Raw genomic sequence first — 13,073 nt, forward strand, 5'->3', positions numbered from 1 at the left:
GTTCGGCGCGGGTGGCCGGCGGCAAGTCGGCGGACAGCGCGGCCGCGCGCCGGCCCGCGGTGGCGACCCATTCGATGGCCAGCTCGGCGTCGAACAGCCAGGGGGCCAGCTGTTCGCTGCTGACCCCGGCCCACAGCATGGCGGGGTCGGCCTGGTCCTCGATCTGACCCTGCACCATCAGGGCGGTCTCGTTGAGCCGGACGGTGCGGGCACGCATGCGGCGGCGACGCCGTTCGTCGAGGCGGCCGGTACCCACCGCCTCGGCGGTGGTGTCGACGACGATGGCCATCCGGGCCCGCAGCGCCCGAACGGTGGCCCGCAGCACGCGTTCCGGCCGGTCCGGCAAGACGTAGGTACTCATCACGAACGTGCACAGCGTTCCGACCACCACCGCCCCGATCAACCAGGGCAACTCCGAAATCCGCGCTCGCAGATACAAAGTGAAGAAATAGGACATGAACGCGACCATGCCCAGCGCCCTGCCGCGGGCGCCGAAGCGGCGGACGTACACCGCGGTGAAGACGATGGCGACGAAGGCGACGTCGCTGGCGACGGCGTACGGAGCGAGCAGCGCGGCGGCGGTGATGGACAGCGCGGCGGGCAGCGGCAGCAGCGCCATGGTGATGCGCTGCTGGCGGAGGTCCGGCTCGTTGACCGATCGCGACGCGACCATGGTGATGACGACGCCGAGCAGGGCGACCGTCAGGGGCTGCCCCGCCGCCCTGGTCACCAGGTACATGATCAGCAGCGAACAACCCAGCGCGGCCGTCGTCCGCGTCGCCATCCGGAGCCGCAGCAGGCCGGGATCCGACCCGATCCACCAGTTTCGGGCTCTTTCGTAAAGAACGGTGATCTCCTGACCTCTCGTCTGCGGGACACCCCATGGTTACCCGAACCGCGCCGCACCGGCCAAGCTAGTGTTCGACCTCGTGACAGCGCCGACGCGGGCAAAGCTGGCCGACGGCCGTGACCTCCTGTTTTTCGCGCTGCCGGGCCACCGCCCGGCGCCGGTCGAAGACCGCAGGCCGTTGCCGCAGCGTGACCCGGACCAGTCGCAGTTGCGTTTCGACCGGTCGACGGGGCAGTGGGTGATCGTCGCGGCGCTGCGCCAGGACCGCACCTACAAGCCCCCCGCCGACCAGTGCCCCCTGTGTCCCGGCCCGACCGGCCTGACCAGTGAGGTGCCGGCCCCGGATTACGACGTCGTCGTGTTCGAAAACCGGTTCCCCAGCCTCTCGGACGCCGGTCAGCCGGTGTCCGTGCCCGCCGATGCCGGGTTCGTGTCCGCGCCCGCGCGTGGCCGCTGCGAAGTGATCTGTTTTTCCAGCGACCACGCCGGGTCGTTCGCGGCGTTGCAACCGGCGCATGCCCGGCTGGTCGTCGAGGCCTGGCGGCACCGCACCGCCGAGCTGATGGCCACCCCGGGTGTCGAGCAGGTGTTCTGCTTCGAAAACCGCGGCGAGGAGATCGGGGTGACGCTGACCCATCCGCACGGTCAGATCTACGGCTACCCGTTCCTGACGCCGCGCACGGCGACCCTGCTGGCCCGGGCCCGCGAACACCGAATGCGCCACGGCGGCAACCTGTTTGCCGACCTGCTGGCGCGCGAGGTCGCCGACGGCGCTCGCATCGTCGCGCGCACCGAGCTGTTCACGGCGTTCGTGCCGTTCGCCGCCCGCTGGCCGGTCGAGGTGCACATCTACCCGAACAGGTTCGTGCACAACCTCGTTGAACTCGACGACGACGAGCTGGACGGGTTGGTGCGGGTGTACCTCGACGTGCTCGGGCGGTTCGACCGGATGTATTCGGGCCCGCTGCCATACATTTCGGCGCTGCACCAGTTCACCGATACCGAGGGCCAGGACGACGGCTACTTCCACATCGAGTTGATGTCGATCCGGCGCAGCGCGACCAAGCTCAAGTACCTGGCGGCCTCCGAATCGGCGATGGACGCGTTCATCAGCGACGTCACCCCCGAAGCCGTGGCGCAGCGGTTGCGGGAACTGTGATGACGGTCCGCTACGCCGCGCCCGGGCGGGTCAACCTGATCGGTGAGCACACCGACTACAACCTCGGGTTCGCGCTGCCGATCGCGCTGCCGCAGCGCACCGTGGTGACCTTCACCCCCGACGGCGGCGACACCATCACCGTGGCCAGCCAGCGCGCGGACGGCGCGGTGCGGTTTCCACTGGCCACCGTTCCCGGTCAGGTGACCGACTGGGCCGCCTACGTGGCCGGGGTGGTGTGGGCGCTGCGCCAGGCGGGTCACCCGGTGCCGGGCGGCGCGATGTCGATCACCAGCGACGTGGAGATGGGGTCCGGGCTGTCGTCCTCGGCGGCGCTGGAGTGCGCGGTGCTGGGCGCGATCGCCTCGGCCGCCGGCATCGAGATGGGCCGCATCGAGCAGGCACGGCTGGCCCAGCGAGCCGAGAACGAGTATGTCGGCGCCCCAACGGGTTTGCTTGACCAGCTGGCCTCGCTGTTCGGGGAGCCCTCGACCGCGCTGCTGATCGACTTTCGCGACGTCACCGTCGCGCCGGTGGCCTTCGATCCCGACGCGCACGGTGTGGTGCTGCTGTTGGTCGACTCGCGGGCGCGCCACCGCCACGCCGGCGGCGAGTACGCGGCCCGGCGCGCGTCGTGCGAGCGAGCCGCCGCCGCCCTCGGGGCGTCATCGTTGCGTGATGTCTGGGATCGCGGGCGCGCGGAGTTGGACGCGATCCACAACCCGATCGATGCCCGCCGCGCCCGCCATGTCCTGAACGAGAACGGCAGGGTACTGGATTTCGTTGCGGCAATCGGTGATTCGGACTTCGTTGAAGCCGGCCGGATCCTGACCGCCTCCCACGTCTCCATGCGCGACGACTTCGATATCACCACCGAACATATCGACCTGATCGCCGACACCGCGGTACGGGCGGGAGCTTTCGGCGCCCGGATGACCGGCGGCGGATTCGGCGGCTGTGTCATTGCGCTCGTGCCGGACACCCGGGCGGACGCCGTCGCGCAGACGCTGCGACGGACACTGCTGAGCGCGGGGCATCCGCGGCCGGTCATCACCCGAACCCGCGCCGCCGCCGGCGCCGGCCCCGGCTGAGTCGGCAATTTCCCCGGGTCGCCGGCGCGTTGCTCAGCGCACGCGTGCGCGCGCCGAGGCGCTAGCCACCCGGAGTCAGCCGGACCGCCGCAAGGTGCATCCGGTCGACGGCCTCCGCGAACTCCTCGCGGGTCGGTACGCGCGGGTCGCGAAATTTCAATCCGATCATGCGCTGTGCGCGCTGCACTCCATAGGACTCGGCGCAGCGGTGGTATAGGCCGGAGACGGTTTCGCGGTCGCGGATGAGCTCGCCGCGCATGGCCGTCGTCTTGCCGTCGTAGACCACCTGCGCCGGCGCGCCGTTGCGGAAGTTCTGCTTCCACGAGGCGCCCGTCAGCGCATAAAGCTCGCCGTCGATCAGGTGAGCGCTCAAGGGAATCGTGTACGGCCGCCCCGTCTTGCGGCCGGTGAAGCTCAACACCATCAGCTGCTTGCGTGCGGGCCCGGCAAGCGGGGTGCGCAGCAGGAAACCCAGGACGGGGTTGACGAGACGCAGTAGTGCCGACGGGGGGTGCCCGGCGTCTATCGCATGCGACTGTTCTGCCATGTCAACACCGTAAGGCCAACGGGGCGCCGCGGCGCAGCGATTCACAGCCGCGACGCCCCGCAAGGCGGTCGGTGGTCAGGGGGTGATGGTCGTTTGGTCGTCGATGATGTTGGTGGCGTCCATCAACGGACCCTGGTCGCTTTCGAGCGCGTCGGCGTTGAGCTGCAGCACGTACACCGCACCCTGGCTGGGAATCACCACCGTCTTCTGGGCGACGGCTCGCGTTTTGCCGTCCCGTTGGTAGGTGCCGCCGAGCTGCCAGGCCTGGAATCCGGCGAGCGTGGAAGCCTTGCCGTTCCCGCTGCCCTGGTAGCCGGGGAGGCCGAGCAGCTCGTTGGGGGCGTACTGGATGATCTTCGCCGGGTCGACGTCACCGGTGAGTTTCGAGTAGAGCGCCGAGACGGTGGGTGGATCGGATGGGTTCGCCGGCTGCGACAGGACGATGCCGCCGTAGGACGTGCCGGAGTTCTGGTTGACCTGCCAACCCGCGGGCACCGGCAGATCGACGTTGGGGCCGGGATCGCCGTGGTGGATGGGAGTCTCCGTGATGTGGTTGTCGCGGACGTAGTCGGCGATGGTCGGGCCGCCCTGCGCGCTCGGCGTCGCGGAGGTTTTCGAAGTTGTGGTCGAGGTCGACGTGGACGTCGATGTCGAGGTCGACGCCTTGTTGCTAGAGCCGCATGCCACGAGCGCGACACTCAGTGCCACAGTAAAGGTTGCTGCGGTCAACTGTTTCATCGATCAAATCTCCCGATTTTTGGGCCGGCACCAGCGCCAGCCGCGCGGAATGAGACTAGCCGAAGTCGGGGCTAAAAAGTTGCTGGCAAAAATTGGGACCTTCCGGCACGCCCGAAACGCACCGCAGCGAGGCGGTGATGCAGTAAGAGACACCTATGCGGTCACGTGCCCTCCGTAGGGCCCTCATCGCGCTGCTCGCTGCGACTGCCGTCTTGCTGACCTTCATCGCGGCGGCCCCGCCGATTGCCTACGACGGAGAGCCGCAGCTGGTCACCAACCCCGTCGCCCACGTCGACACCCTCATCGGGACCGGCACGGGCGGCGAGACGGTGGGGGAGATCAACAACTTCCCCGGCGCCACGGTGCCGTTCGGGATGGTGCAGTACTCGCCCGACACCGTCGGCAACTACGCCGGCTACAACTACGACAACCCTCGCTCGACCGGCTTCAGCATGACCCACGCCTCGGTGGGCTGCGCCGCGTTCGGCGACATCTCGATGCTGCCGACCACCACGCCGATCGGAGCGCAGCCATGGAACGCCTGGGAAGAGATCGCGCACGACGACAGCGAGCGGGGCGCGCCGGGCTTCTACACCGTGCGGTTTCCGCACACCGGCGTGACCGCGGAACTCACCGCGACCACCCGCACCGGCGTCGGCCGGTTCCGCTACCCGCACAACGGTCGGCCCGCCGTGCTACACGTCCGTTCCGGCGCTTCGCTGGCCGGAAATTCGCGCGCGAGCATCCAGATCGAGGACACCACCACGATCACCGGATGGGCGACCAGCGGCGGATTCTGCGACAAACCGAACACCTACACGGTGTACTTCGCGATGAAGTTCAGCCGGCCGTTCACGTCCTACGGCTCCTGGGACGGCTATTCGGTGTACCCCGGCGCGCGCGGCGCGGCGTCGCCCTACAGCGGGGGGTACGTGGAGTTCCCGGCCGGCTCGGCGGTCGAGGTCCGGACCGCGATCTCCTACGTCGGCATCGACGGGGCGCGCGCGAACCTGGAGGCCGAGGGCGGGATGAGTTTCGACGCCGTGCGCGCCGCCGCGGCAGCCGAGTGGAACGCCACGTTGTCGTGTATCGCGGTGGCGGGCCGCAACGTCGGCAACGTGGATACCTTCTACACGTCGCTGTACCACTCGCTGCTGCACCCCAACACTTTCAACGACGCCGACGGGCGCTACATCGGATTCGATGGCGTGATCCACAGGGTGGAACAGGGGCGCACCCAGTATGCGAACTTCTCGGACTGGGACACCTACCGGAGCCTGGCCGCCCTGCAGGGACTGCTCTTTCCCAAGCGGGCCGGCGACATGGCGCAGTCGCTGGTGAACGACGCCGAGCAGAGCGGTTCGTTTCCCCGGTGGGCGCTGGCCAATTCGGCGACCGGCGAGATGAGCGGCGACAGCGTCGTGCCGCTCATCGTGAACCTCTACGCTTACGGGGGCAAGGACTTTGACGTCCAGACGGCGCTGCGCTACATGATCGACGGGGCGACCAAGGGCGGGGTCGGCCGGGGCGGCTACGTGGAGCGGCCCGGCATCGCCACCTACCTGGCGCTGGGGTACGCGCCGCACACGCCGGACTTCCGCAGCGGCGACAAGATCGTCGACGCGTCGATCACGCTGGAGTGGTCGGTCGACGACTTCGCGATTTCCCGCTTCGCCGACGCGCTCGGCGACGCCGCGACCGCGGCCAGATTCCAGACTCGGGCGCAGTATTGGCAGAACCTGTTCAATCCCAGCACCGATTTCGTCGCGCCGCGCGGCGCGATGGGCTTCTTCCGCGAGGGACCCGGGTTCTTCTTGTCCCCTTCGCTTTTCGGCCAGGACGGATACGACGAGGGAAACGCCGAGCAATACGTGTGGTGGGTGCCGCATAACGTCGCCGGCCTGGTGACCGCGCTCGGCGGCCGCGCAGCAGTGGCCGACCGGCTCGACCGTTTCACCACAAAGCTCAACGTCGGCCCCGACGCGCCCTACCTCTGGGCCGGCAACGAACCGGGATTCGAGGTGCCCTGGCTGTACAACTACATCGGCCAGCCGTGGAAGACCCAGCTCACCGTCGACCGGGTGCGCGGGCTGTTCGGACCGAAGCCCGACGGCGAGCCGGGCAACGACGACCTCGGGGCGATGTCCAGCTGGTACGTCTGGGCCGCCCTGGGTCTGTACCCCAGCACGCCGGGAACGCCGATCCTGACGGTGTCCGCGCCGCTGTTCGATCGGATCGTCATCGGCCTTCCCGGAGGGAAATCCATTCGGATGTCCGCCCCGGGCGCGTCGGGGCCCCGCCACCTGAAGTACGTCGGCGGTCTGAGCGTCGACGGGCGGGCCACCGATCGCACCTGGCTGCCGCAGTCGATCATCCGCACCGGCGGCGAGGTCGCGTTCTCCCTCGCCGCCTACCCCAACAAGGTCTGGGGCACCGCCGAGTCCTCCGCGCCGCCGTCGTTCGGTGCGGGAAGTTCGGCGGTGACCGTCAATGCGCCGCAACCGATCCTCCGGATTCAACCGGGGCACACCGGAACCGTGAGATTCGACGCGCAACGGATGATCGGCGGCGCCGACGGCTACGGCATCACCGGTAGTTCCTCCGATCCCGGGATCACGGTGGCGCCGGCGTCCGGACAATTCGGCACCGACGGATCGGCCTCGGTCGACGTCGCGATCACGGCGGCGCAGTCGGTGCCCGAGGAGTATTACGCGGTGTTCCTCACCACCACCGTCGGTGAAACCGCAAGAAAGTCGGTCGTTTTCGTCGTCGTCAGGGCCGAGCCCGAGGAACCGTGAGCGCGGTCAGATCATCTCGTTCTCGGTCAACCATCGCATCACCGGCCAGCCGACGAACACGGGTAGCCAGCAGGTGAGCACGCGATACAGCAGCACCGACGGCACGCCGGTGGCCGCGGGTATGCCGAAGGCGGCCAGGCCACCGATCAGCGCCGCCTCCACGGCGCCGACACCGCCCGGCGTCGGGGCCGCCGACGCGAGCGTCCCGCCGACCATCGTCACAACGGTGCACGTGACAAACGTCGCGCCTCCGCCGAAGGCTTCCACGCTGGTCCACAGCGCGAGTGCGGCACCGAGAGTCGTTCCGGCGCAACCAAGTACGATCAGCCCCAATCGTTTCGGTTCCCGGGCAACCTCGACCAGGTCGCGGGTGACCTCCGTCAGCCTCGGGCGCAGATCCGTCGCCAGCCAGCGCCGCAGCCTCGGCACCAGCAGGAAGGTACCGACGATGCCCAGCGCCACGCCCGCGATCAGGTACAGCACCGTGGCGCTGGGAACGTAGTGCGAGAGGTCCATCGACGCACCCGCGACCGTGCTGAACAAGATCAGCAACACGAGGTGCATGATCACCTGCACCGCCTGCTGCAGCGCCACCGCGGTGGTGGCGCGCACCGCGGACAGCCCTCCGCCCTTCTGCAAGTACCGCGTGCTGAGCGCGAGTCCTCCGACGCCGGCCGGCGTCGTGGTTGCGGCAAAGGTGTTGGCCACCTGAGCGATTGACAGCTTCCAGAAGACCACGGACTCGTCGGCGCTCGCCCACAACGCGGCCGCCGCGCCCACATATGTCAGCGCCGATATCGCCAAGCCCAGCAACGCCCACCACCAGTTCGCCTTGCTCACTTGGGAAACGAACGTCGGCACGGTGCTGATGAACGGGTAGGCGACATAGACCAGCGCGACGAGCAGCACCAACTGAATGACCTGCCGTCGGGTGAACCGGGTGATCGTTTCGGTCTTGATCTGGTCCGCACCGGTCTGCCGTTTCACCTCCGCACGGGCGCCGGAGATCACGGTGCCGGCATTGGTGACCGACCGCCGGATGTATTTGGGCACCGCCGATTTGGTGAGCCGGCGCGAAGCACCCAGGACGGTGTCCTCGCCAAATGCGTCGATCGCGGCGGCCACCGCGGACTTCGCGTCGTACAGCGCCGACGTCGTCACCAGCAGTTGCGCGATATCGGATTGGAGCTGGGTCTCGGTGGCCCCGTACTCGGCGTTGCCGAACCCGCCGAAGAGCACGGTACCGCCGTCGACCGTGATCTCTCGGGCGCGCAGGTCTCCGTGGGAGATCTGGTGGTCGTTGAGCTCTCGCAGCGACTTCCACGCCCGGTCAACGGGGGTCGTCTTCGCGCATTGGTCGAGCGGAATCCCGCGAACGGGCCTGTGCGCATACATCATCCAGCCCCGGTCGAGGCTGGCGACGGCGATCGTCGACGTGTTGGCGAGACCCACGTCGCCGACGGCGATGGCCAGCAGCGCGCGGTGCTCGACGGCGCGGCGCATGGACGCCACCAGCGGCGCGGTTTCCCTGGCCCGCAGCCGCAGCTTGCGCCACAGCTGAAGCAAGGCGCCGCCGCTGCGCTGATGCGGGCCGTACAACTCGATCAGGGCCGATTCGGAGTCCGCGCCGGAGTCCCCGCACGTGGCCGACAGGACCAGTGGGCCGGGGCCGGCGGGCTGCACCACTTGCAGTCGCGAGACCACGCATCCCCGCTTGGCCAGCGCACGCACCGTGCCTTCCAGCGGCACCTCGAGGGCGGGAGTGCCGACCACCAGGACCACCAGCGCGCCGACGAACCAGCCGACCGCCAGCCCCAGCAGGGAGCGGGCCGGGACGATCGCGCTGACGAAGAGGTGGATCGGCACGAAGGCCAGCAGCAGCGTCCACCACCAGTGCCGCCAGCGCGCGGGCAGCCAGGGACCCGACACGGTGAGGACCGCGGCGAGCATCGCGATCCAGCGTGGGTCGTCGAGGATCTGGGCCAGCGCGGTCTGCGGCCGGTCCGTCAGGTCGAAATGCCAGCGCGGCGCCGAGATGCCGTTGCCGCCGATGGAGAGCGAAAGGACCGCGATGAGCCCGGCGGCCGCGTAGGCGCCGAGCAGCTTCCATTGCCGCCCGGCGACCAGACCGATGAGGATGGCGAACGGCAGCGCCAGGATCGCGATGCCGTAGACCAGGTACACGAGATCCGACTGGGTGGGGGTCAGTACCCCGACGATCTCCGATATCGACCGCTCCAGCGCGAGCCACTGGGGCCGGGTGATGAGCGAACCCGCGATCACGATCGCGAAGAAGGCCACCGACGCGGCGAGTCGCAGGATGTCGTTGGTCCGCCGGGTCAGCGGTTGCAGCAAGTTGCCCGAAACGCTGATGTCGCGCCCGTCAACTCGCATGTCGAGACCTTAACCGGATACTTCCGGGCCAGGGTGGATGAACTCGGCGGACAGCTCGCTCACATCCGGCGCGCGTACGGTCGGGTAGGTAGTCGTGCTAGCGAATTGGAGGACATGAGGTGGCCAGAACCGACAACGACACCTGGGAGATCACCGAGAGCGTGGGCGCCACGGCACTGGGCGTCGCGGCGGCCCGCGCTGCGGAGACCGAGAGCGAAAATCCGCTGATCAGCGATCCTTTCGCGCGGGTCTTCCTGGACGCCGCGGGTGAGGGCATGTGGAACTGGTTCGCGGCGCCGGACCTGCCCGCCGAGATCGCCGAGGCCGAACCCGACCTCAAGCCGCGGATGCAGGGAATGGTCGACTACATGGCCGCCCGGACGTCGTTTTTCGATCGGTTCTTTCTCGACGCGACGCGCGCGGGCGCGGCGCAGGTGGTGATCCTCGCGGCCGGCCTGGACTCGCGGGCGTGGCGGCTGCCCTGGCCCGACGGCACGACGGTGTACGAACTCGACCAGCCTCGGGTGCTGGAATTCAAGTCATCGACGCTGCGGGACAACGGCGCGCTGCCGACGTGCAACCTGGTGCACGTCCCGATCGACCTGCGCCACGACTGGCCGGCCGCGTTGCGCGAGGCCGGTTTTGACGCCTCGCTGCCGAGTGCCTGGTCGGCCGAGGGTCTGCTGCCGTTTCTGCCGGCGGCCGCCCAGGAGTTGCTGTTCGAGCGCGTCGATGCGCTCGGTGCCGCGGGCAGCCGGATCGCGGTGGAGGCCCCCGGCCCCGACTTCCTCGACGAGGCCGCCATCGAAAAGCGGCGTGCGGACATGCAGCGGGTGCGCGACCTGATGGCCAAACTCCAGCCGGATCGCGACATCCCCGACGTCCACGACCTGTGGTACTTCGAGGAGCGCGAGGACGTCGGGGATTGGTTGCGCCGGCACGGGTGGGACGTCGCGGTGACGCCGGCCGAGGAGTTGATGGCCAGTTACGACCGCAGGCCCCCGCAGGGCGTCGAGGACGCCGCCCCCAAGACGCTTTTCGTGGCCGCCGAGAAGGAGTGACCGTGGCCCGAACCGACAACGACACGTGGGAGATCACCGAAAGCGTGGGCGCGACGGCGTTGGGCGTCGCCTCGGCGCGGGCGGCCGAAACCCGCGGCGAGAATCCGTTGATCTCCGACCCGTTCGCCCAGGTCTTCCTCGACGCGGTCGGCGACGGGGTGTGGAACTGGCACTCCGCTCCCGCGCTGCCTCCCGAGCTCATCGAGGCCGAACCCGCGCTGCCGCTGCAGATGCAGGCGATGGTCGGCTACATGGCTTCGCGGACGGCGTTTTTCGACCAGTTCTTCCTCGACGCGGCAAAGGCCGGCATCCGCCAGGCGGTGATTCTGGCCGCGGGGCTGGACGCGCGATCCTGGCGGCTGCCCTGGCCCGACGGCACCACGGTCTACGAACTCGACCAGCCCAGGGTGCTTCAGTTCAAGCTGTCGACGCTGACCGAGCACGGCGCCCAGCCCGCCTGCGACCGGGTCGCCGTCGCGGTCGATCTGCGGCAGGACTGGCCGGAGGCGTTGCGGCGGGCCGGATTTGACCCGGCGGCGCCCAGCGTCTGGTCGGCGGAGGGGCTGATGCCCTACCTGCCCGCCGTGGCCCAGGAGTTGCTGTTCGAACGCGTCCAGCAGCTCACCGCCCCCGGCAGCCGGGTCGCCGTGGAGGCGCTGGGTCCGAAGTTCCTCGACCCCGGGTTTCGCGCCAGGCGGCGCGAGCGGATGGAGCGGATTCGTGCACTGATGGCCAACGTGGACCCCGGCCGCGAGATCCCCCGCACCGACGAGCTGTGGTACTTCGAGGAGCGCGAGGACGTCGGCGCCTGGTTTCGCCGCCACGGCTGGGACGTGACGGTGACGCCGTCCGACGAGCTGATGGCCGGCTACGGCCGCAGGGCGCCGAAAGAAGTCGAGGACCAGGTCCCGGGGAACCTGTTCGTGGCCGCGCAGCGCAGCGGGAGCTAGCCGCGTCTGCACCGAGCGTGCGGCTGCCTGGAGAAACGGCTTGAAAACTCGCAACCGCTAGGCATACGACCGGGCTGAACACTCAGCGCCTGCCGCGGGCGTGCCCGCGCCAATGTCGGTATCCGCGCCGCGCCGCGAACGCGCCGACGATGGCGCTCACGCACCACACCGCGATCGCGGCATACGCCAGCGGCGACGACAGATGCCCGATCGAGGCGCCGAGCGCCGTGTAGGCGAACGCCCGCGGCGCCGAACCGATGAGGGAGCCAATGGCCATCTGCCACAACGGGACTCCGAATGCCCCAAACGTATAGGAGGCCAGCGCATCGGAGATGCCGGGGACGAACCGCTGCCCCACGACCGCCCACAGTCCGCGCTGTTGGACCAGCCCGTCGATGCGGTCGGCGCGTTGCGTCCCCAGCAGGGCCCGCGCGCTGTCCCGGCCGGCCCGGCGCCCGACGCGGCTGGCAACCATCGCGGTGCCGACCGTCGCACCCAGCGTCACGAACACGCCCAGCAGGGGACCGAACAGCATTCCGCTGCCGGCGGCCAGGATCGAGCCGGGCACGAACAGGGCGCCCAGGACGGCCGACACCACGACGTAGGTCAGCGGCGCCGCCGGCCCGGTCGCTGCGACCGCGCGCCGCACAACGTCGATGTCGATGACCCGTGCGACGGCCACCAGGTAGAACATCGCGGCCAGGAAGGCGGCGAACACCGCGAGCCGCGCGATGTGGCGCCGCCGGGAGGTCGGTGCAGAGCCGTCGCCGTCGGTCATGGTGACCGCGATTCTTCCGTACCCGTCGTGGCCGCCACCGGCGCATCAACGCATCATGATGCACCGATGATAGGATGGGGTGTGCGCACCACCATCGATCTCCCCGACGACCTGCATAAACAGGCGTCCGCGATCGCACGGGACACCCACCGGACGCTGAGCGAGACGGTAGCCGACCTCATGCGACGCGGTCTTGGCGCGGGTAGCACCGCCCCGGTCTCCCGAGACCGCAGGACCGGGTTGCCGCTGGTGCGTGTCGGGACGGTCGTCACATCGGAGGACGTCCGATCGTTGGAGGATGAGGAGTGACGGCGCTGCTCGACGCGAACATGCTCATCGCACTGGTCGTCGCCGAGCATGTGCACCATGACTCCGCGGTGGGGTGGCTGTCGACATCGGAGGCCAAATTTGCGACGTGCCCGATCACCCAGGGAAGCCTTGTCCGATTTCTGGTGCGGATGGGGCAATCCGCGGCCTTGGCCCGGGCGGTGGTCAGCGCCGTCGCGGAGGCCGATCGCCACGAGTTTTGGCCCGATAGTGTCTCTTTCGCCGGTGTGGACCTTAATGGCGTGGTCGGTCACCGACAGGTGACGGATGCCTACCTTGCCCAGCTCGCGCGAGGCCACAACGGGCAGTTGGCCACGTTCGACGGCGGCTTGGCGCACCTACACCGCGATGTCGCCATCCTCGTTCCCACGAGAACCTGACGT

At 69.1% G+C, this 13,073-nt stretch carries 11 protein-coding genes and 1 pseudogene; 7 read left to right on the forward strand and 5 right to left on the reverse strand.

Features of this window, described 5'->3' with window-relative positions:
• Window positions 1-784 (reverse strand): annotated as a pseudogene (locus BN4348_RS10125) (FUSC family protein); the annotation flags it as partial.
• A 133-nt stretch (window positions 785-917) separates the two neighbouring features.
• Between BN4348_RS10125 and galT the strand changes: the two are divergent.
• Together galT and BN4348_RS11090 are read left to right on the forward strand one after the other, a co-directional pair.
• Window positions 918-2,009 (forward strand): galactose-1-phosphate uridylyltransferase, encoded by a 1,092-nt coding sequence (gene galT / locus BN4348_RS10135; protein ID WP_066907113.1) that lies wholly within the window; start codon window positions 918-920, stop codon window positions 2,007-2,009.
• On the forward strand, window positions 2,009-3,097 hold the full coding sequence (locus BN4348_RS11090; RefSeq protein ID WP_066907116.1) for a galactokinase: 1,089 nt from the start codon (window positions 2,009-2,011) through the stop codon (window positions 3,095-3,097). The genes galT and BN4348_RS11090 overlap by 1 nt, the downstream gene beginning before the upstream one ends.
• A gap of 61 nt (window positions 3,098-3,158) precedes the next feature.
• Here the strand turns inward: BN4348_RS11090 and BN4348_RS11235 are convergent, their stop codons facing one another.
• Window positions 3,159-3,644: a hypothetical protein gene (locus BN4348_RS11235; protein WP_066907119.1), complete on the reverse strand. Its 486-nt coding sequence runs from the start codon at window positions 3,642-3,644 to the stop codon at window positions 3,159-3,161.
• 75 nt (window positions 3,645-3,719) lie between these two features.
• A complete protein-coding gene (locus BN4348_RS11540) occupies window positions 3,720-4,382 on the reverse strand; it encodes an LpqN/LpqT family lipoprotein (protein ID WP_066907122.1) in 663 nt (220 codons plus the stop codon).
• A 155-nt stretch (window positions 4,383-4,537) separates the two neighbouring features.
• On the opposite strand from BN4348_RS11540, the gene BN4348_RS11955 reads away from it, so the two are divergent.
• On the forward strand, window positions 4,538-7,180 hold the full coding sequence (locus tag BN4348_RS11955) for a GH92 family glycosyl hydrolase (protein WP_066907125.1): 2,643 nt from the start codon (window positions 4,538-4,540) through the stop codon (window positions 7,178-7,180).
• A gap of 6 nt (window positions 7,181-7,186) precedes the next feature.
• Here the strand turns inward: BN4348_RS11955 and BN4348_RS11960 are convergent, their stop codons facing one another.
• A complete protein-coding gene (locus BN4348_RS11960; RefSeq protein WP_066907128.1) occupies window positions 7,187-9,574 on the reverse strand; it encodes a lysylphosphatidylglycerol synthase transmembrane domain-containing protein in 2,388 nt (795 codons plus the stop codon).
• A 119-nt stretch (window positions 9,575-9,693) separates the two neighbouring features.
• Here BN4348_RS11960 and BN4348_RS12225 point away from each other — a divergent pair, with 119 nt between their 5' ends.
• Window positions 9,694-10,635 (forward strand): class I SAM-dependent methyltransferase, encoded by a 942-nt coding sequence (locus BN4348_RS12225; RefSeq protein ID WP_066907130.1) that lies wholly within the window; start codon window positions 9,694-9,696, stop codon window positions 10,633-10,635.
• Window positions 10,636-10,637: 2 nt separating this feature from the next.
• Window positions 10,638-11,585: a class I SAM-dependent methyltransferase gene (locus BN4348_RS12235; protein WP_066907234.1), complete on the forward strand. Its 948-nt coding sequence runs from the start codon at window positions 10,638-10,640 to the stop codon at window positions 11,583-11,585.
• Window positions 11,586-11,667: 82 nt separating this feature from the next.
• Here the strand turns inward: BN4348_RS12235 and BN4348_RS12645 are convergent, their stop codons facing one another.
• Window positions 11,668-12,363 (reverse strand): TVP38/TMEM64 family protein, encoded by a 696-nt coding sequence (locus BN4348_RS12645; RefSeq protein WP_066907133.1) that lies wholly within the window; start codon window positions 12,361-12,363, stop codon window positions 11,668-11,670.
• 81 nt (window positions 12,364-12,444) lie between these two features.
• Here BN4348_RS12645 and BN4348_RS12760 point away from each other — a divergent pair, with 81 nt between their 5' ends.
• Both BN4348_RS12760 and BN4348_RS12770 read left to right on the forward strand, forming a co-directional pair.
• Window positions 12,445-12,672 (forward strand): antitoxin, encoded by a 228-nt coding sequence (locus BN4348_RS12760; protein ID WP_066907137.1) that lies wholly within the window; start codon window positions 12,445-12,447, stop codon window positions 12,670-12,672.
• A complete protein-coding gene (locus tag BN4348_RS12770) occupies window positions 12,669-13,070 on the forward strand; it encodes a TA system VapC family ribonuclease toxin (RefSeq protein WP_066907140.1) in 402 nt (133 codons plus the stop codon). Before BN4348_RS12760 ends, BN4348_RS12770 begins: the two co-directional genes overlap by 4 nt.
• Window positions 13,071-13,073: the final 3 nt, after the last annotated feature.

The organism is Mycobacterium interjectum, from assembly GCF_900078675.2.
Classification (GTDB): Bacteria; Actinomycetota; Actinomycetes; order Mycobacteriales; family Mycobacteriaceae; genus Mycobacterium; species Mycobacterium interjectum.

Excerpts from the sequence above, each read along its gene's own strand:
- BN4348_RS11090 (WP_066907116.1), top strand. The coding sequence starts at position 2,009 with ATGACGGTCCGCTACGCCGCGCCCGGGCGGGTCAACCTGATCGGTGAG.
- BN4348_RS11235 (WP_066907119.1), bottom strand. The coding sequence starts at position 3,644 with ATGGCAGAACAGTCGCATGCGATAGACGCCGGGCACCCCCCGTCGGCA.
- BN4348_RS11540 (WP_066907122.1), bottom strand. The coding sequence starts at position 4,382 with ATGAAACAGTTGACCGCAGCAACCTTTACTGTGGCACTGAGTGTCGCG.
- BN4348_RS11955 (WP_066907125.1), top strand. The coding sequence starts at position 4,538 with ATGCGGTCACGTGCCCTCCGTAGGGCCCTCATCGCGCTGCTCGCTGCG.
- BN4348_RS11960 (WP_066907128.1), bottom strand. The coding sequence starts at position 9,574 with ATGCGAGTTGACGGGCGCGACATCAGCGTTTCGGGCAACTTGCTGCAA.
- BN4348_RS12645 (WP_066907133.1), bottom strand. The coding sequence starts at position 12,363 with ATGACCGACGGCGACGGCTCTGCACCGACCTCCCGGCGGCGCCACATC.